Origin of the sequence: Sphingobacterium sp. IITKGP-BTPF85 (assembly GCF_001006065.1) — a bacterium.
GTDB lineage: Bacteria > Bacteroidota > Bacteroidia > Sphingobacteriales > Sphingobacteriaceae > Sphingobacterium > Sphingobacterium anhuiense.
In genome coordinates, this window is sequence record NZ_ASZT02000100.1 from 1 (window position 1) to 19,158 (window position 19,158).

General features: G+C 38.9%; 22 protein-coding genes and 2 pseudogenes. 14 read left to right on the forward strand and 10 right to left on the reverse strand.

The annotated features are described in order from the left end of the window. Positions 1-432 precede the first annotated feature (432 nt). A complete protein-coding gene (locus tag L950_RS17415; RefSeq protein WP_021192214.1) occupies positions 433-1,584 on the forward strand; it encodes a hypothetical protein in 1,152 nt (383 codons plus the stop codon). A gap of 214 nt (positions 1,585-1,798) precedes the next feature. On the opposite strand, the gene L950_RS33720 is transcribed toward L950_RS17415, so the two are convergent. The 5 genes and pseudogenes from L950_RS33720 to L950_RS37400 form a co-directional block, all read right to left on the reverse strand. After that, the gene (locus L950_RS33720) at positions 1,799-2,908 is read right to left on the reverse strand and encodes a hypothetical protein (protein ID WP_231577378.1); all 1,110 of its coding nucleotides are present in this window, start codon (positions 2,906-2,908) and stop codon (positions 1,799-1,801) included. Beyond that, positions 2,878-4,206, reverse strand: coding sequence for a hypothetical protein (locus L950_RS33725; protein ID WP_316930684.1), 1,329 nt, complete (start codon positions 4,204-4,206; stop codon positions 2,878-2,880). The genes L950_RS33720 and L950_RS33725 overlap by 31 nt, the downstream gene beginning before the upstream one ends. Beyond that, positions 4,113-4,850: a PHP domain-containing protein gene (locus tag L950_RS33730; protein WP_231577379.1), complete on the reverse strand. Its 738-nt coding sequence runs from the start codon at positions 4,848-4,850 to the stop codon at positions 4,113-4,115. Before L950_RS33730 ends, L950_RS33725 begins: the two co-directional genes overlap by 94 nt. A gap of 7 nt (positions 4,851-4,857) precedes the next feature. Beyond that, entirely contained in the window at positions 4,858-5,472 is a 615-nt protein-coding gene (locus tag L950_RS37395; protein WP_410528136.1) for a DNA polymerase thumb domain-containing protein, read from the reverse strand. Between the two features lie 141 nt (positions 5,473-5,613). Continuing rightward, positions 5,614-6,005: pseudogene (locus L950_RS37400) on the reverse strand (DNA polymerase IV); the annotation flags it as partial. 76 nt (positions 6,006-6,081) lie between these two features. On the opposite strand from L950_RS37400, the gene L950_RS30520 reads away from it, so the two are divergent. Then, entirely contained in the window at positions 6,082-6,321 is a 240-nt protein-coding gene (locus L950_RS30520; RefSeq protein WP_037528090.1) for a helix-turn-helix domain-containing protein, read from the forward strand. Between the two features lie 84 nt (positions 6,322-6,405). Here the strand turns inward: L950_RS30520 and L950_RS37405 are convergent. Next, positions 6,406-6,827, reverse strand: a pseudogene (locus L950_RS37405) (DUF2938 family protein). 388 nt (positions 6,828-7,215) lie between these two features. Here L950_RS37405 and L950_RS17440 point away from each other — a divergent pair. The 8 genes from L950_RS17440 (at position 7,216) to L950_RS17465 (ending at position 11,058) form a co-directional block, all read left to right on the forward strand. Continuing rightward, positions 7,216-7,410: a hypothetical protein gene (locus tag L950_RS17440; protein WP_021192219.1), complete on the forward strand. Its 195-nt coding sequence runs from the start codon at positions 7,216-7,218 to the stop codon at positions 7,408-7,410. Between the two features lie 14 nt (positions 7,411-7,424). Continuing rightward, positions 7,425-7,997: a Crp/Fnr family transcriptional regulator gene (locus tag L950_RS17445; RefSeq protein ID WP_021192220.1), complete on the forward strand. Its 573-nt coding sequence runs from the start codon at positions 7,425-7,427 to the stop codon at positions 7,995-7,997. Positions 7,998-8,069: 72 nt separating this feature from the next. Further along, positions 8,070-8,696 (forward strand): heparan-alpha-glucosaminide N-acetyltransferase domain-containing protein, encoded by a 627-nt coding sequence (locus L950_RS30535; RefSeq protein WP_197086515.1) that lies wholly within the window; start codon positions 8,070-8,072, stop codon positions 8,694-8,696. Next, positions 8,657-9,151, forward strand: coding sequence for a DUF418 domain-containing protein (locus L950_RS30540; protein WP_031289726.1), 495 nt, complete (start codon positions 8,657-8,659; stop codon positions 9,149-9,151). Before L950_RS30535 ends, L950_RS30540 begins: the two co-directional genes overlap by 40 nt. 235 nt (positions 9,152-9,386) lie before the next feature. Continuing rightward, positions 9,387-10,034: a type A chloramphenicol O-acetyltransferase gene (catA, locus tag L950_RS17455; RefSeq protein WP_021192221.1), complete on the forward strand. Its 648-nt coding sequence runs from the start codon at positions 9,387-9,389 to the stop codon at positions 10,032-10,034. Positions 10,035-10,080: 46 nt separating this feature from the next. Further along, a complete protein-coding gene (locus L950_RS17460; protein ID WP_021192222.1) occupies positions 10,081-10,401 on the forward strand; it encodes a GNAT family N-acetyltransferase in 321 nt (106 codons plus the stop codon). Then, positions 10,398-10,547 carry a GNAT family N-acetyltransferase gene (locus tag L950_RS30545; RefSeq protein WP_021192223.1) on the forward strand — a complete coding sequence of 50 codons (150 nt, stop codon included), beginning with the start codon at positions 10,398-10,400 and terminating at the stop codon, positions 10,545-10,547. Before L950_RS17460 ends, L950_RS30545 begins: the two co-directional genes overlap by 4 nt. A gap of 76 nt (positions 10,548-10,623) precedes the next feature. Further along, on the forward strand, positions 10,624-11,058 hold the full coding sequence (locus L950_RS17465; RefSeq protein WP_021192224.1) for an N-acetyltransferase: 435 nt from the start codon (positions 10,624-10,626) through the stop codon (positions 11,056-11,058). Between the two features lie 16 nt (positions 11,059-11,074). Here the strand turns inward: L950_RS17465 and L950_RS17470 are convergent, their stop codons facing one another. Next, positions 11,075-12,691, reverse strand: coding sequence for an FAD/NAD(P)-binding protein (locus L950_RS17470; RefSeq protein WP_037528087.1), 1,617 nt, complete (start codon positions 12,689-12,691; stop codon positions 11,075-11,077). 572 nt (positions 12,692-13,263) lie between these two features. Further along, a complete protein-coding gene (locus tag L950_RS35675; protein WP_262507124.1) occupies positions 13,264-13,389 on the reverse strand; it encodes a hypothetical protein in 126 nt (41 codons plus the stop codon). A 102-nt stretch (positions 13,390-13,491) separates the two neighbouring features. Here L950_RS35675 and L950_RS17475 point away from each other — a divergent pair, with 102 nt between their 5' ends. The 4 genes from L950_RS17475 (at position 13,492) to L950_RS35685 (ending at position 16,090) form a co-directional block, all read left to right on the forward strand. Next, positions 13,492-13,926, forward strand: a complete 435-nt coding sequence (locus L950_RS17475; protein ID WP_021192228.1) for a DoxX family membrane protein — start codon at positions 13,492-13,494, stop codon at positions 13,924-13,926. Continuing rightward, entirely contained in the window at positions 13,907-14,920 is a 1,014-nt protein-coding gene (locus L950_RS17480; RefSeq protein ID WP_021192229.1) for a zinc-binding alcohol dehydrogenase family protein, read from the forward strand. Before L950_RS17475 ends, L950_RS17480 begins: the two co-directional genes overlap by 20 nt. A gap of 67 nt (positions 14,921-14,987) precedes the next feature. Continuing rightward, positions 14,988-15,443 carry a hypothetical protein gene (locus L950_RS35680; RefSeq protein WP_021192230.1) on the forward strand — a complete coding sequence of 152 codons (456 nt, stop codon included), beginning with the start codon at positions 14,988-14,990 and terminating at the stop codon, positions 15,441-15,443. After that, entirely contained in the window at positions 15,440-16,090 is a 651-nt protein-coding gene (locus L950_RS35685; RefSeq protein ID WP_021192231.1) for a hypothetical protein, read from the forward strand. Before L950_RS35680 ends, L950_RS35685 begins: the two co-directional genes overlap by 4 nt. Positions 16,091-16,171: 81 nt before the next feature. Here the strand turns inward: L950_RS35685 and L950_RS17490 are convergent, their stop codons facing one another. Then, on the reverse strand, positions 16,172-18,070 hold the full coding sequence (locus L950_RS17490; RefSeq protein ID WP_231577380.1) for a TonB-dependent receptor: 1,899 nt from the start codon (positions 18,068-18,070) through the stop codon (positions 16,172-16,174). Next, a complete protein-coding gene (locus tag L950_RS33745; RefSeq protein WP_231577381.1) occupies positions 18,028-18,456 on the reverse strand; it encodes a carboxypeptidase-like regulatory domain-containing protein in 429 nt (142 codons plus the stop codon). The genes L950_RS17490 and L950_RS33745 overlap by 43 nt, the downstream gene beginning before the upstream one ends. Positions 18,457-19,158: the final 702 nt, after the last annotated feature.

A 19,158-nucleotide genomic window follows, 5' to 3' on the forward strand; every position in this document is an offset into this window, starting at 1 on the left:
GAATCCAGCTGGCACCACCAACAAAGTCCATCTCAAACGAGATGGACTTTGTTATTTATACCCCTACTTCACTTATCACTACATTACTGATTTCTCCGTCACTACATTACTGGTTACTCTGTCACTCATTACCGGTTACTCTGTCACTCATTACCGGTTACTCCGTCACTCATTACTTCGTCACTTGTCACTCTATATTGAATATCAATAAAATGATAGTATTTCTTTTTGAGAAGCTCTATTTGTTACATAAACAATATCGGGGTCAAATGATCTAATTCCCTCATAACAGAGCTCCAGGCATCATTTCTAGGATTGATGTAAAATATTTTTTCCCAACATCAAGAATTTAACACGATCTACTGGTTTTTCCAAAAGAAATATTGTATCTTTAAGTGTAAGAAAATTAAGTTAAACCAAATTATAGCAGCTATGAACCGAGTATTACTGAAGCTGGAGAGAGCCATACTATATTATGGCATTCCACATTTAAATGAAGAAGAACATGTTAAAGCCGATCAAAACCTTCTTGCTATCATCTTCCAGTTAGAACAAGAATTTGTTCTACGACATGGCAACAAAGAAATATTATTACTAACACGCAAATCATTCAGGCTGTCCTATAGCCAGTTATGCAATTTGTTGGATGAGCTCTACCGTTATAAACATAAACAGGCCGATGAAACAATTCTCAAATACTACCAATTCCTGGTCCATATTGAAACCAGCTATAGCAAGGATATGGACCCACAGGCATCGCTTACACAATTTCACCTTCATGTCTTAAAAACAGAAATCATGGAGCAGTTTCCTGCTCTAAAAGCTACTTTAATAGAAAAAGATGTTTCCGAATGCTTTCTAATTGAGATTCAGCACGTATTGGAAGATCAGTTCCGTGCGCCCGGACGGAACCTCAGCTATGAGCAACAATTATTTTTCATCAAACTTCTACGGGTACTCAGACACATTGCCCACGATACGTGGGACAGGGATTATAACCATTGCTTTATTAAATTTATGATCAGTATAAATTTCAATCACATCGGTTTTCTCAATCAATGTTTTGAGTTGCTGGATAAAACATTAGAAGATATAGCCGACATAGATAAACAACGGAACTATCTGAATGATATCCTGTTCAAATTGAAACAGGTGGCACGCTATTCTACGGTACAATTTGACAGCAAAAGTAATAGTTTATCTAAAAAACTGATCCAATATGTCAAAAAAAAGATCAGCAGCACAGGCGAAATACCCGCATCCAGCAATTACGACAGCGATGAGAACAGGAGTATCTTTAGTAATTTAACCGCGGGAGGACTTACCGTATACCACCACTATTTTCAAAAAGTGAAATTTTCAAAAGGGGAAACTAAAAAACTGGGGGGACAAAACTTTGTAAATCCTATTTATACAGCCAATGGGATAAAGATGACCGAAGCACAGCACCGCAAGTTTGACAAAACCAAACTTCATCATGAGATTCGTATTCTGAAAAATAAACTGATGGCTATTATCGATCAGCTCAATAAGGATCTGGACGATTCGGCAACATCCTCTAAAAACAAGCCTAACACAGCCTAGCAACCATTGATTGGCCTACCCCCAAAAAAGGGTAGGCTAAAATAAACTGCAGATCGCCCTATCTCCTTCCAAAACAGGGACGCTAAATGAATCAAAACCACTTCGGTTCACACTCGTTTATCTGATTTACTCCCCTGGGTTTACCTTTTATATCCTCATATCGCATATCACTGACTGATTTACTCACAACTTAAATTGTCACAGCTCAACTTTGTTACTCCTTCACTGTTTTCATCCTGGGCAGCCCAATCTCATGTTCTTGTGGGTAAGGAGCTCTAAAAGTCATGCTGACATCTTCTCTCATACGTTCCTGCGCTTCATACTTCTTTTCCTCATCATGTGAGTAACGTGGATCAGGAATAAAAGGCATCTTTGCCATCTTCGTTATGGTTATGGTCGGAAAATGGAAGTCCACTTCTACCGTTCCTAAGAGTAAATAGCATCCGCCCCCTTGAAAAGGATACCGTTCCAGACAGTCCGGAAAATGAGCCGTATCAAAATAATCACCATTGTTGTCCACCCAGGTTCCGAAATACATGATTCCCCTTTTTGTAGGTACATGCTTCCGTGAGATCAGATAAGCAAGCATTTTGACCTCCTTTTTATGATGTTGGATAAGATCTTTAGCCATCACTGTTCCCCTATACTTTGTCTGCAGCAGATCGAAGGGCGTACATGAGACCGGAAAACTTAAAATTTCTATCTCGTCAAAAGCATCCTCAAAGATGTTGCGTTTCAATTCCGGAAATTTAAAATGCTTGACAGGCTCCTCAAATAAGGTTTCAGCGCGACGTCCAGGTTTAAAATCACCGAGCAGCACCCTTGATTTTAACAATAGCTCATTTTTGGGTACACCGCTGAACCGAAAAGCTCCAATAAAGATCAAAATCTGCAAGGTTTCAATACCGATCGGAATACGTTTAATAAAATCTTCCAAAGAGCGATACTCCCCATTTCTGATCCTTTCTTCAGGAATCAACCGGCCAAGTTTCGCTTCCACTTTCTCCAGATGCATAAATCCCAGATAAACCTCATCACCATAGATGGTAGTCTGCTGCTCACTCCTGTTCACGCATGGATTCAGTATCTTGGCGCCAGACATGCGGGCCTCATGGATGTACACTTCCGTTCTGTAGAAACCGCCCATATTATTGATGACAGATACCATAAATTCAAGAGGATAATAGAGTTTGAGGTATAAGCTCTGGTAACTCTCCACGGCATAAGAAGCAGAATGCGCCTTACAGAATGAATATCCAGCAAAAGATTCAATCTGCCGGTAGATTTCTGTACTCAGTTCTTCCGGATGCCCTGTTGCCTGCAAGATTCAAAAAAATCATCCTTTACTTTTTGAAGCGCCTTACGCGATCTGCCTTTTCCACTCATGGCCCTACGCAATATATCACCATCAGCAGCAGAAACCCCGCCATAATGGAGTGCAATTTTAATCACGTCTTCCTGATAAACCATAATACCATAGGTGTCACCGAGCTGTTCTTCAAATATCGGATGAAAATATTCAAACTGATCTGGATTATTATGCCTAAAAATATATTCCCGCATCATACCACTTTGCGCTACACCGGGACGTATAATCGATGATGCCGCCACCAGCACCTTATAATTATCACATTTCAATCTTCGTAGCAGACCGCGCATCGCAGGACTTTCAATATAAAAACATCCGATCGTTTTCCCCCGGCTTAAAAATTCATTACATAGAGCTTCATCCTTGGAAAGCGTCGTATCCCTAATGTTTACTTTAATTCCCCGTTTTTCTTCCAATAATTTCACCGTATCATTGATAGTCCCGAGCCCACGTTGCGACAGAATATCAAATTTATCAAAACCGATATCCTCCGCAACATGCATATCCCACTGCACGATCGGAAAACCTTTGGGAGGCATTTCAAGAACCGTAAAATTGGTAAGCGGTTCTTCAGAGATAATAATCCCACAGGCATGCATGCTGCGCTGATTGGGAAACTTTTCCAATAACTTTCCATACTCCTGCACTTTCTGGACCACCTGATCTTTAAAAACTTTTTCCGGATTTTTGGTCAGTTCATCGAGCTCCTCTTTCGGTAAACCAAATACCTTACCCATCTCACGAATAATGGAACGGTACTTAAATTCGACATTCGTACCACAAAAAGCAACATGGTTTTTTCCATAGCGGTCAAAGATATATTTCAATATCATATCCCGCTCCTGCCAGCTCCAGTCAATATCAAAATCGGGCGGACTTTTTCGGTTTAAATTTAGAAATCGCTCGAAGTAAAGATCCAGTTCCAAAGGACAGATATCCGTTATACCCAAGCAATATGCAACTATGCTGTTGGCTCCGCTTCCCCTACCCACATGCATAAAACCCATGCTGTTGCTATAGCGGATGATATCCCAGGTAATGAGAAAATAACCGCTGAAATTTAATTCATCGATCACCTGCAGTTCCTTTTCAACACGCTGTTTCGCTATTGCATGATCCTTGCCATAGCGTCTTTCCAGTCCTGCATAAGCCAGTGCTGTTAATTTATTGATATCGTGCTCCTTTGATCCCTTGTAGTGTCTTTTATTTCTCCGTGTGGTAAACGCAAATTTGAACTGGCATACCGAAAGTATATTTTGGTATTCGCAATGATTTGCGGATAATGCTGATAAGCCTCCAATAGCGATTGTTCCGACCTCAAGTACTCCGATTTACTGCAAATTTCACTTTTCGGCAATTTCGACAGCAGCATATTGTTGTCAATCGCTCGCAGTATCCGGTGTAGATTAAATTCCTTTTTCGTTGTGAAAGTCACAGGTTGCAGGATCACCATCTTTGCAATCAGCGCCTGATACTCTTTACGGAACAAGCTATTCAGTTCTTCCTCCCGGATGCCGATATATTCATTTTCATGGAGCTGCGCAGGAATATTGCTTAAGGGATAGATCACAAAACAGTTCGGAAAATCAGGCTGTGCCGGCAGGTCAATCCCATCGCAATTATAGGAAGTCAAAACCCGGTTCACCTCTCCGATACCCTGAAACTCTTTTGCAATGGTAATATAAAGCAGCTCACTTCCTCTGCGAACTTCAATACCAGCAATCGGTTTGATGTTCTTTTCTTCACATTTCTTATTGAATTCATAGATGCCCGAAATGGTATTGATATCCGTCAGCACAAGCTCCTTTAACCCCAAGACGGCGGCCTGCTCTACGAGCTCCTCTATGGAAAGTGTTCCATAACGAAGACTGTGAAAAGAGTGGCAGTTAAGAAACATAAGACAATTAAGTTGAAAAATTAAAACCTACTGCCCTCCCCACCGCATCACTGCCATAGCGCATTTTGATGGCATCCATTGCCTGATACAGATTGATAAGCTGTGTATTGTCTTCAAACAAATTCATTTGGTAACTTCCGTGCACCAGATCAGTAAACCGAAGTCCCACCAATCGAAGACGCATCCGTCTGGTATAAATTTTATCAAAAAGTTCTAAAGCGATCCTTGTCAGTGTATGATCTGCAGAGGTATAAGTGACACGGCATTGTTTCGTTTCCGTATCAAAATTAGAGTACCTGATCTTGACTACTACGGTGGAAGTCAACCATTTTTCACAGCGCAGCTGGTAAGCCAGCTGTTCGGCCATACCCGAGATGAGGCTTTTCACGACACGAATATCCGTGGTGTCGCTATTAAAAGTTCTTTCCTTGGAAATCGATTTTCTTTCCGAATAAGGCATAACAGGAGTTTCATCAATCCCATTTGCCTTTTTCCATAAATCGACCCCATTTTTCCCGATCATCTGCTGCAGCACTTCAACAGGAATTTCGGACAATGTACCTATTGTACGGATCCCAACTCGTGATAAGAGCTGGAAAGTAGCATTCCCCACCATCGGCATCTTTCTAATGGATAGCGGATTAAGAAAAGAATGAACACCCACTGAAGGTATTTCACGATGACCATGAGGTTTGGATTCGCCTGTGCCGATTTTACTGACCGTTTTATTAACAGATAAAGCATAGCTGATGGGCAAACCAGTTTCCTTTTCAATTTTGGCTCCCAGTTCATTGGTCCACTTATAAGCCCCGAAAAATTTATCCATCCCGGTCAGGTCAAGATAAAACTCATCGATAGAAGCCTTCTCCATTACTGGAGCACTTTCTTCAATCACTTCTGTCACCGTATGGGACATCTTGGAATATAATTCCATATCCCCTTTTACTACCCTGGCCTGAGGACAGAGCCGTAATGCCATCTTCATCGGCATCGCAGACCGCACCCCAAAGTTCTTGCTTCATAACTACAGGAAGAAACCACTCCCCGATCCCCTCCACCAATAATCAACGGAATATCGTTGAGTTGCGAATTTACCAGCCGCTCACAGGATACAAAAAAGGTATCCAAATCCATATGTACAATCGCTCTATTCATTTCACTAAATTATTTAGTAAAAATGCTAATATTTTTCACATTTATCCTTACATTTGATGTGATTAATATTCACAAAATGTCAACACTATCGATTTTGTCTGATAATATCAGGTACCTCAGGATGCAGATACCCGGACTTACACAAGGAAAAATTGCTGCTGAACTAGCTGTTACAAGAGATTCTTATGCGAAATATGAAATTGGGAAAACCGCTCCGCCTCTAGATGTACTCTTAGCGCTATCGCGCTACTTTCAGGTCAGCACCGATCAATTACTCACTGTTGATCTCAGGAAATATAAACTGCAAGAAGTATAGCGCTTAGCGACTCGGTTATTCACGCTCCGTACAGATAATAAAAACTTACGATTATAATAATATCTGGTTATAAAATGAGCTTACTCAAAAATAATGCGGGTTATATATAATCCAAACCATATATAGCATGTGCCTGTAGCTTCTTAATCGCGCCGTGAAGGGCTTAGGAGTTTTAGATGCGGCGATGCCAAAACCAAACGCAGGCTGCATCATAAACCAAGGAGCAGCAGTAGTCGCAACTCCGACATTTATACAAACTAAAAATGTAGGTTGGTACAACCAGTCCAGCCCAAAGCCCTTTCACCAGTGATTTTTTCAGCATGCACAATGTTTTTATGAGCGAAGACACTCTGTTTAAAATGACCTATCCAACGCCCTACAAAAGCATAATCCAAAGAGGGAATTTTAAAAGCAGTTTTGATAAATAAAGCGTACAAATCCATAAAAATCGTGGCACCAACGCCGATAAATATGGAATAACTGATGTATTGTGATAGGATGTTCATGCGCTTGTTATTTTATAAAATATATTTCTCTTTAATGATTGGCTGTACCTACTTTTGAGATTATGATTTTCCTGTGCCATCATTCTAACATTTTAATGATTCAAAGTTAGCATGCTTCAACCGATAATAACTGACACATATCCTTGGGAAAACTGCACAGATCAAAGGAATCGCAACAGAGAACAGCAATAAACATTAACTTTATCAGGTTTAGATAATCACACTATGAATAGGATCGTGTATTAAATTATATCCCATTCAAGTATATTGCCTCTTATCAGGATATTACCCCTCAAGCTTTAAGCGGCATATATAAGTACATTTTTTAACCTGAGTTCAGCGTTTACTGTAAAAAATAACAGAATTTTGTTCACTAATATATACGAGCATGATTAGAAAAATTAACATAACAGATTATCCCACTCTGATAAAAATATGGGAGAGTGCAGTATCAAATACACACGATTTTCTTAAAGAAGAAGATTTCAATTATTATAAAGAACATATCCCAAGTTATTTTGAACATGTTAAACTATTTGGATATGAAGACAATGGGACTTTAATTGGATTTATGGGGATTTAAAAGACCATGCGGATATGACCGAAGAAATACAACTCAAAAAAATAGATGAACTGATTCAAAATTTAGATTCTGAAACCTTATCCGCTTTAGAAAATATTCGAGAATTAAAAAGATATAAAAAAGGGGAATTTCTCTTACATCAAGATAAACTATGTCGGTATAGTTTCTGGATTGAACAGGGAATTCTACGAAAATTCTATTGGAATGATACGAAGGAAATTACAACCGAGCTTATTTTTGAACATGATATTGCGGTTTCATTTGATAGCTATGTACTTCAAAAACCCAGTAAAGAATTTATTCAAGCCGTCACAGATGTAACCGTTTACCAGACCGAAGCGCAATCATTTCAGATACTTAAAGCAAAGTTCCCAAAACTGGTTGAACTTGATCTGATGATGACAGAATATTATGCGATGTGGCTCGAAAAAAGGTTATTTGAATTTCGAACACGCAATGCAACTGAGAGATATTTACAGTTACTCCGGCAACAGCCTCACATTATTCTTGAAGTTCCACTTACCTATATTGCTTCTTATTTAGGCATATCCCTGGAAACGCTGAGCAGAATCAGATCCAAAATTTGATTATTTGACGTAAGTCAAATGGAATGTAGATTCAATCTTAGAAATTTGATTTTCATTTAAACATTCCATATTGTGGGTAACAAAAGTAGAATTATTGGGTTTGATTTAGCTAGAGCATATGCCATTTTTGGAATGTATATTGTCAACTTTAATATGGTGTTTGGGAGTTATAACGACACAAGTCCGGTCGGAAAATTTCTATCGCTTTTCAGTGGAAATTCAAGTACTATATTTGTCATGCTTGCAGGAATGGGAATAGCTTTGATGACCAATAGACCACATTATACGCACGAGGAGAAGAAAAAACTAAGACATATTGTTTTAAAAAGAGCATTGTTCCTATTCGTTTTAGGATTGTTGCTCAGCATATGGTGGCCAGCAGATATCCTGCATTTCTATGGATTATACCTATTCATTGCCACTTTTCTTTTATTTTTACCCACAAGATATTACCTGATCGCTAGTATTCTATCAATCTTAGTTTTCCATGTGTTAATGCTTATTATTCCATTCGAAAAAGGATGGAACTTTGATACGCTTGAATATACCGATCTATGGTCGATACCGGGATTTATACGAAACACATTTTACAATGGCTGGAACAGTGTTTTTCCTTGGATAGCCTATTTTACCACCGGAATGTATCTCGGCAGATTAAATTGGACATTATTGATCACCAAAAAAGGGTATTTCTATTAGGAGCCGCACTTTTTATACCCGTTACCATATTACAGATCTGCGCTCAAAATATTTTTACCAATAAAGAATTGATAGAGATCATTACTGCAGATTACCTTCCTCCCCTTTTACCATTTTTGTTGAGCACAATAGGTTTTGGACTGATGCTGATCGCAGGTTTCATGTATAGCAGTTCGTTTTTCTTAGAAAATAAATTTATCCAAAATTTAGCAACAACTGGGCAAATGACCCTCACCCATTACATCGCGCACTTAACCATCGGAATGATTATTTTTTCACTCCTCTCCGGTAAACCCTATGGAGCAAAGATCAATCAAACAGCTTCTGTACACCCCTTGTGGATATTGACATTCTCTATAGTATATTTTATCTTCAGTTACTATTTCAGCAAAATATGGAAGACAAAATATAAGAATGGCCCCTTGGAAACGCTGATGAGAAAAATATCAAGTTGATACCTGAATGGCGATAATGATTTAGCTGTATTACAACCACACGGCCAATCCTCTGCAACATGCATTTTCTAGTTTCAGACTTTCATAATGTGGTTAAATAATGTGGCGTTAAATACAATTTCTCGGCGTAGAATTTCACATTTCGTTCTTGTCTGGCATATTTTGTAACTTGTATCCAATAACTCAAAACAAACTAGGCATATAAAAATACACCTATTAAAAAAACAATACGATCATGACAGCATACAAAACAGTAAATATAGAAAAGTGGAACCGGAAGGAACACTTTGATGCTTATCGTGATGCGATAAAGTGCGGATTCAGTTTGACCGTTAAATTAGATATTTCAGCGGTTATTCCTTTTGTAAAAGAACAGGGATTTAAATTTTATCCTGTGATGATTTATCTGCTGTCAAAAGCCGTGAACCAACATCCTGAGTTTAAAATGGCAATGAAAGATGGTGACTTGATTATTTGGGATTCTGTAAACCCGGTTTATACCGTCCTTCATCAGGACACAGAAACTTTTTCTGCACTTTCTGTACCCTATACGGACAGCTTCCAGGATTTTATAGCCAGCTATAACGCGGTCCTTCAAAGAAATGAAAACAACAGGAGCTTCCTCCCTGAAAAAGCTCCCAAAAATCATTTTAATATTTCGGCACTTCCGTGGATTCATTTTGAGAGTTTTAACCTCAATATTGCTGATTTTACGGACTATTTTGCCCCCAGTTTTACTTTTGGAAAATACCAGACGGAAGGAAACAAAATCCTTATGCCATTGGCCATACAAGTGCACCATGCCGTTTGCGATGGCCTACATGTTGCCAAATTGATCAACACCTTACAGGAATTTTGCACGACCATTCAGACGCTCAAATAAAGCTAAAAAGATAATGAAATCGATTTTAATTTAGCTCGAAAAACATATGGATATTAGAAAAGCAACACCGGCAGATCTTCCACAGATAAAAATACTTTATTCCCTGCTATTTGAACAGCTGGCAAACTATGAACCGGATTACCTTCAGCCTGCCCTTCAGGATGAAGCTTTTCTTCAGCAAGTAGTTGCCGCAGCAGATAATTTTGTTGCATTCATTTACACTATAGATGGGGAGGCAAAAGGTTTTGCCATTGCAAAATTAGAGGAAAGCCCGCCCTATAATTGTTTTGTTCCGTTAAAATGCATGTATTTAATGGATATTGTGGTTGATCAGAATATACGCGGAAAAGGAATTGGAAAAGCATGATTGACCGCATCAAGCAATGGGCAAAAGAGCAGGACGCAGATTATCTAGAACTAAGTGTACTGGCAAAAAATACCCTAGCAGAGGCATTGTATCTGCGTGAAGGTTTTGAAACCTTTAGTAAATCTATGCGAATGAAAATAAAATAGCAGGTTATTGATTTCAATAAAACGCTATCGTTAAATTAAAATATTTGGAACGACTTAAAACCCTTAAGAATTTAATATGATAAGAATTGCTGCACAAGATGACTACAGTCATTTAATTGATATCTGGCTGGAAGCTTCAATCAAAGCACATCATTTTATAGATTCATCCTTCTGGATCAATAGCGCTCAAAAGATGAAAGATATTTATTTACCATCCAGTAAGACATGGATTTTGGAAGATGAATCGAATAGTATTAAAGGTTTTGTATCAGTTGTAGACGATCATATTGCAGCCTTATTTATAAGTCCTGCTCATCAAGGAGAAGGATACGGTTCTACACTTCTGCAGTTCATAAAGACAAAATGTGATCAGCTTTCGTTAAATGTTTACGCCTTGAATGAACAAGCAATCCATTTTTATCAGAAACACGGTTTTCGGATTATCGAAGAAATGTTGGACGAAAATACCGGCGCAACAGACTGCAGAATGGAATGGATAAAGGCCAAATAATCTTAAAACAAAAATCTTATCCCTTATTCTTTATGAACTTCACTATACGCTCACTTGCTGTGTCACAGAAGTCAAGACCTGAATAATCCGGATTCAGCCCGCCAATAAATGGTACAGCCATAATAAATAGATTTTTAGTAGCACTTCCAAAAGCATCAAGTGCCTGAAAATGGTCATTAATACTCAGTCCCTTTACCTGCATATAAAAATTGTTAGTACTGCTTTTCACATGATAACCCTTTTCGTTAAAATACTTCTCCCCTTCAGCCCTATTCTTAAAATTCAGGTATCCTGTACTGATCAGACCCTCGTTTTTGATCCCTTCAAACGGCATGTCATTAAATTCCAATGGTTGTTGTCCTGTACCGTCAACATATAATTGATAATGCGTTTTCTTTTGTTTACCCTCAGTATCCATGTAGCTATAAATAGCACCGAAATCATGATGAGGGTCTACCTGACTTGCTTTATCGACTTGAATATGGTCTATGACACCAGCTTCATATAAAGCAATAATTTCTCTGTAGGATTCCTGAGGCAAAGAAGCAATAATCACACTGATGAGCGGCATTAAAACCCTCCGCAACCGAAGCATATCTTCTGCAGAGAAGTGTTTAGCAGGATAGTTCATGGCATAGCTGAAAGCAGCCAGTTTTTCCTTCCAGGATATCGACTGCCTTCTGTCAATGGATTTTTTTGCTTCGAGATATTCCGCTCTAAAAAGCGTAAAACTGTCAAGTTCATTTCGGATGCGCAACATTTCTTCCACAAACTCCTCAATCGTCATTTCTTTTATCTTTTCATAAAAAGCAGGATCACTTTTCTGCAACGGACATTTAAAATTTCGCTCAAAAACGTAGTCAAGATCTACAAAACCGTCATTTTTCTCTTTGTATTCATAAATCTCATCCAGTGTCATGGACCAAGATACCGCATAAGGTTCCTCTTCCGAGTGAAAACGCAGTGCAGGTAGATAACCACCTGTGGAAAATAAATGGATCGCAAAATTAGGAGATTCTTCATGCAGCACATAACTCACCTGATCATTCTCTACGATATAACGGCCATTCAGACGAGATAACGTCTTTACGGCATCGACAGCAGTTAGAGAAGCACCCTTAATAGCGACCGGAAAGTTAGTCATTTGATCAAATTTAGTAGGTGGATAGGGCGAATCGTACCACCCTTTTATCTTTCCTTCAAAAGTTTCGGGCCAATAATGCCCGGTACAGATAACAACCATTTCAGCTTCATATTCAACATCAGTGGCCGTAAATACGGAGTAAAATTCATTTGCCCTATCATATACCAGATCAATCACTTCGGTCTCGGTAAAAACCTCCACCTTTATTTTACGCTTGATGGCCAAGGCTATGTATTGGTGAAATTGATTTTCAAGATAATCCCCTAAAAGAAGTCTTGGTAAAACCTGATAGGGATTCGATTTACCATGCGCATAGTAATCCGGAAAATCAGTTCCAGCATAACGTGACAGATAAGTCGGGACGTCGTCAATTAATGCTGGAATTTCGTTGGCCGAAACATTGGCCAAGTGTTCCTTACGGGCCCCATATTTACCATAAGGCATTCCAACTCCCAAACGTTCATTTTTTCGAAATGGAGATATGTTCAACCGCAAGATTTTGGTTGACAATCTCCTTTAACATAAATAAAGCGGCTGGCCCCCCACCGATCAGCGCAATGGAACTTAATTTTTGATTGTCCATACAATTTAAGGCTATTGATTAATTTTATACGTCAACTTTCTACTGATTTTACTTTCCATCAAATATGCTATCGGTATACTGTGGAAGGTCGATTTTTACATTGTGTCCTACAGGTCACTTTCATTTTCCCATGAGCTTAAATAATATTCTCCGAATGATCGATCTTGATGATCCAAGTATTATGCTCTCCGACAATTTTTCCATGAGGAAACCTTAAAAAAAGGTAGTCTCGCTCTCCTCCTCATTCATGTTGAATAAAAGATCATATGGTTCAAATTTCAGCTCGACTATTGTTTCGCTAAAATTTTAAAAATAGGTCCTTTCCGCGAAATACCTCAATTCTTATAAACGCCGCATCGCATATTCGCAATGATAACAACGTATCGCTAGCAAAGTTCTGCTAACGGTAAAATCAAGTATTTGTGTGAAGCCAACAGGCATTAATCACCTATCCCAATAGTTTATACTTATTACAGCATCATTTTCTGCATTCCGATAACTTCGTTCCTAATATTTCACCCCAGCGATCAGATCTGGCACCTGCAATAGATTGTTGCACTTCGGTATCCAGACCCATTCGGTTCATAACAATGAATTTATACAAAAAAAACATTTAAATTTACTAAAACCCCTAGCCTTGCGACTCTAATTTTGTACTGTAATTTAAAACTATTGAAAAAATAAATCGATATAAATCAAAACAGATATGAAGACAAATAATTCTTTGGTCGCCTATGCTTTACTGCGAGTAGCAATGGGTGTCAATATGCTGGGACACGGCTTAGCGCGTATTCCAAAACTTGATGCTTTTAGTGATAACATGGTGACCAATTTTCAAAAAAGCTGGCTTCCTTCCCTTTCGATCAAAATATTCGGACTGGCTTTGCCTTTCGCAGAATTCCTCATTGGATTACTGCTCATCATTGGCTTATTTACATATCGCACAAGTGTTGCTGGTGCTATCCTTATTATTTTATTACTATTTGGAAGCAGCACCATTGAAAATTGGGAAGCAATGGGTATACAAATGATTTATGCCTTGTTTTTTTACCAATTGATTACCCAAATAAATAACAACAGTTATGCCGCAGACCACTTATTTAAAAACAAAATTAGACAAAATGAAAGCAATAGGATTTAAAAAATCATTACCTATCAACGAAGCAGAAAGCTTCATTGAATTTGAAAAAGAAATAGTTCTACCAACAGGACATGATATCTTAGTAAAGATCGAGGCCATCTCCATCAACCCGGTCGATTATAAAATTAGACAAGGCGCCGCAAAAGAAAACGTCTTGAACGAACCAAAAATCATTGGTTGGGATGCTGTAGGTACTGTGGAAGAAATTGGAGATAAGGCAACGCTTTTCAAAAAAGGAGATCATGTTTTCTACGCAGGAGACATTACAAAAGATGGTTCCAATCAGGAGTATCAACTGGTGGACGAGCGCATTGTTGGCTTTGCTCCCCAAAAGATAAGCGTTGCAGAAGCTGCTGCAATGCCTTTAACAGCACTTACGGCCTACGAAATTTTGTTTGACCGTTTACGACTGGATTTTGACAAAGACAAAGGTAAGTCCATATTGATTATCGGCGGTGCAGGTGGCGTGGGTTCCGTGGCCATACAATTGGCTAAAAACATCTTAGGATTACAAGTTATTGCAACAGCATCGAGACCAGACACAATTGAATGGTGCAAAAAACTTGGAGCAGACTATGTTGTGAACCACAAAGATTTAGTGAACGAAGTAAGAAATACCGGTTTTGATTCGGTAGATATTATTGTAGATTTTGTAGATGTTAATCAATATTGGGATGCGATGGTGGCACTCATCAAACCACAGGGAAAAATAGGTTCAATCAGCGATCCTACAGAACCGGTAAACCTCCGTCAGCTAAAAGGCAAAAGTGTCAGCTTTCATTGGGAGCTCATGTTTACACGTTCCATGTTTCAAACAGAGGATAGGATAGAACAGCATCATATCCTCAACAAAATTGCCCAACTCTTGGATGCCCGGACTTTACAGTCAACCCTTAATAAGACCATAGAAGGATTTACGGCAGATAACCTAAAAGAGGCGCACCGTCTATTGGAAAGTGGGAAAACAATCGGTAAAGTAGTACTAAAATTTTAGCCCGAAATACAGATTACCCCAGCTTTATCACAATAGCATCAATAAAATATTTACAAAACGAAATAAAATGTTTACAAAACTTTTCGAATCCTATATCCTGAAAGGGATAGCATTAAAAAACCGTTTCCTGATGGCTCCGATGACACGCTCAAGGGCATCACAACCCGGCGATATTCCGAATGCTTTAATGGCAACATACTATGCCCAAAGAGCATCTGCAGGACTTATCATCACAGAAGCTACCCAAGTTTCTTTACAAGGAAAGGGCTATGCAAGAACACCTGGAATTTATACCCAAGAACAAATTGAAGGTTGGAAATTAACAACAAAAGCCGTACATCATGCCGGTAGCAAGATCTTTTTACAACTGTGGCATGTTGGAAGAGTTTCATCTTCCAAAGTTAACGGATTACAACCTATTGCACCATCGGCATTAATAGCAAAAGATACAAATGTTTATATATTTGATGGTGCACCCAATGGAGATGCTACTTTGTACCTGTCGAAGAACCAAGAGAAATGACGCAAGAAGATATGGAGGTGGTCATTCAAGAATTTGCACAAGGAGCAAAAAATGCAATAGAAGCTGGTTTCGACGGAGTAGAAATTCACGGAGCTAATGGTTATTTGATTGACCAGTTTTTACGGAGCAACTCCAATCAAAGAATCGATGCGTATGGAGGTACTCAAGAAAACAGGATTCGATTATTAATTCAGATTACCAAAGCTGTAATTATGGCTGTAGGCAAAGAAAGAACAGGCGTTCGCCTTTCTCCGTTCATTACGTTTAAGGATATGGACGATGCCGAAATACTTGATACGATTATGTTAGCCGCAGCGGAATTAAATAAATTAGATATTGCCTATATTCATCTCTGTGAAGCAGATTGGGCAGATGCACCCTTAATTCCAGAAATATTTAGATTAGAGTTGAGAAAAAAATTCACAAATACCATCATTGCAACAGGAAATAAAACTCCTGAAGAAGGAGAAAAACTATTAGAAGACAATTTGGTTGACTTAATAGGTTTTGGAAGGAAATTTTTAACAAATCCGGATTATCCGCAACGTGTTAAATTGGAAGCTCCCTTAAATGATATATCAAACAATCATACTTTATTTGGAGGAGGCGATGCCCGAGGATATACAGACTATACTTTTATGAACTGATTCATACGAGCTGGATGGAAGGAGAAAAAAGGTTATTGTGATTACAAAAGTGGAAGCATCCCTACTTCCACTTTTGTGGTTTTAGAAAGCTGTAATCAGGCCAAAAGTAACATTGCGCCCCGGATTATAGACACCCAATGAGAGGTCATGATGATCTAATCTGCCGGGTCTCAGACGGCTCAATGCATCGTAATATTTTTTATCAAGCAAATTATTTCCAGCAACATACGTTTGTATATTTAATCCCCTGATCTTAAACGTCGTTCCTAACGAGGCATTTAACAAAGTATATCCCGATACACTGGTTTCAAATTCACGGTCTACGCGTCGTTGCGCAAAAAAGTTATCAATACCGACTTTTAAATAGCTGGCCGACAGTCCTTTTATTTCCGGGCTATATCTCAGGCTATTTTTAAACTGTCCTGCTGGAATAAAAGGTAAAGGTCTATCCAGGGTTTTATTTTTAGCATACGTGTATGAGAATATATTGTTAAAAGTAAGATAACGGAATAAGGTTATATTAAAATCTCCTTCAAATCCATACAGCTGTGCATCAACCTGACCGTACCGGTAAATTGCCATCCCATCAGCTGTTTCATCACCAGGCCGTGATGAAATGTAGATATAATCTTTGATCAGGTTAGAATAAAGACTGATACTTCCATTGAATATACCCCGATCGTAGTCTATACTGATATCCGCCTGATAACTTTTTTCGGGCTTCAGAGCCGTATTACCGATTTCATACCGGAAGGTTCCCTCATGGACACCATTTGAACTAAGTTCTGCCGGATTGGGAGATCGAAAAGCATTCCCTAAATTGGCTTTTAGATTAATATATGGACTCACTTGATGCGTTAGACCCGTAGCAAAACTAACGTTCGAAAAATGATTTTTATACTTTTCAAACGTTTCGCCATCTTTGACATATCCATCACCATCATTGACACGATAATCATAGCGCACACCAGCATTAACAGTCGTGTTATCCCAGGTCTTTTTAAGATACCCAAAAGCCCCCGCTCCAAAACTCTGGTAATCGGGAAGCAAAAATTCAGCCCCTTTATTGGAATTTTTAGCATGTTCGGCACTGATCCCAAAAGCTGGCTGCCATCCCTGAAATTCATTGACAGTATACTTCGCATCAAGGGTTAATGTATGCAGATCCAAAAAGAGATTGGGAACGGGATTATCATGTTCTCGACGCTGGTTGTTCTGATAACCAAGATCAAATTTTAATGATCCCTGATCTAGAATAAGGTGATTGTTCCAGGAAAGCTTTGTATGTCGGATATCCTGTTTCGGAAACTCCAGGCTTCTATTTTTAAAATTTCGATCCGTAAAACGATTCCCTGCAGCATCGATATAATTACCCTGGCTATCAAAAGCAGGTTCATAAAATCCAATATTATTGCGAAAAAAAGATGCGTTTACATGGGAATAACCCCAAGATTTATTAAGCCCAAACATGGCGCTGAAATTCGTTTCATTAAAACCTGAATTTGGAAAATAACCTGTAGGGGTCTTAAATGAATAAGCATTTTTATAAGTTCCTCTTCCTCTCCAGACAAATCCATTTTGATTACCTGTCAACATAGCAGAACTGGCACTTAATCCGCCGTTGATCGAATAATTGGATAATACCTCGCCTTTAACTTCCCCACTTTGCGGAACAAGGGGCTCCAAAAAATTGATCACTCCTCCTAGCGCATCGGATCCATACATCAAAGATGCCGCACCCCGCAATACTTCGACACGATCTGCACCATATTGATCAATCTCGATCCCGTGCTCATCGCCCCACTGATTTCCCTGCTGCTTGACACCATTGCTGATCGTCACAACCCGGTTGGATGATAGCCCCCGGATTACAGGTTTAGCGATAGACGATCCAGTCGTAATCGCCGCTACCCCCGGCACTAGCCTGGCCAAACCTTCTATTGCATTCGTCGCAGGCTCCAATAATTGCTGTTTGCCCACAACAGCAATTGAAGTGCTATTTTTTTACTGCTTGAGCTGATCGCCGCACTCGTTACAATCACTTCATCCAGCGTTAAATTGCTTGGACTTAATGGAATTGAAAGTACATCATGACTACCCAAATCAATTTTCAAACTTCGCGTCTGGTAACCGACACCGCTAAATTCCACCAAATGTTGCCCTTTATATTTCGGAGGAATGATAAACCCGCCGTTCTGATCCGAAACGAGCTCAAGCTTAAGGTCCGGTACTTTAATAGTAATCCCTGCTATTGGCGCCCCCTTTTTGTCATCCAAAATGCGCCCGGTATGCTTACTGTCCGTCTGCCCGTAACTATTAAACGTAGCAATAACCGACAAAGCAAAAAATAAAAATTTCTTCATCATATATATTCATTACTTCATCATTATTAGCCATGACAAAGCATTTTAAATCGTAAAAAACCAGAAAATGAAATGGTGCTACAGCACCATAGTGATATAATTGATGAAGATTGGGGGACCGCGAGGGAAGGTCGGAATTAAAGACTGCGAAATTTCATAAAGATCGATTGGAAATTTCCATAAAACACCCCACAGTGTAAAAAATGGATTTAGGTTATGATAAACAGGCCCTTCGGAAAACTCAAAAAGATAATCAGAACTAAAGGTCCGAATTTCATTCTCACTATGGTGATCATTCCCCTTCTTTGTAATCGGATAAGGATGCTTATGCTGTATAACTTCACCCGATTTTAGAACATGGATATGTAGAAAAAATATACTACAGACAATCCAATAGAGATACAAAAAAACGATAAGATTCGCTCTTAAACTTCTAGATTGGATTTGTTTATGTATCAGCACAAGGCAAATATACTAAAAAGCATATGCAACAAAGTTAGCTATTACGCTTTTTAGTATATTTCTTTTTACCTGTACAGCTTTTCGCGCAACACTTGAGTGCCTTAAATTGCTTTGAATGGAATTTTGCAGAATCTCAATTGTTCCTTTTCCAAAATTTATCGTGACGAATAAGATTGGAAAAACCTGTGATTTCAAGAGCAAGCCCGCAGGTAATGCCATCAGCACATGCACTTACTTTTAATA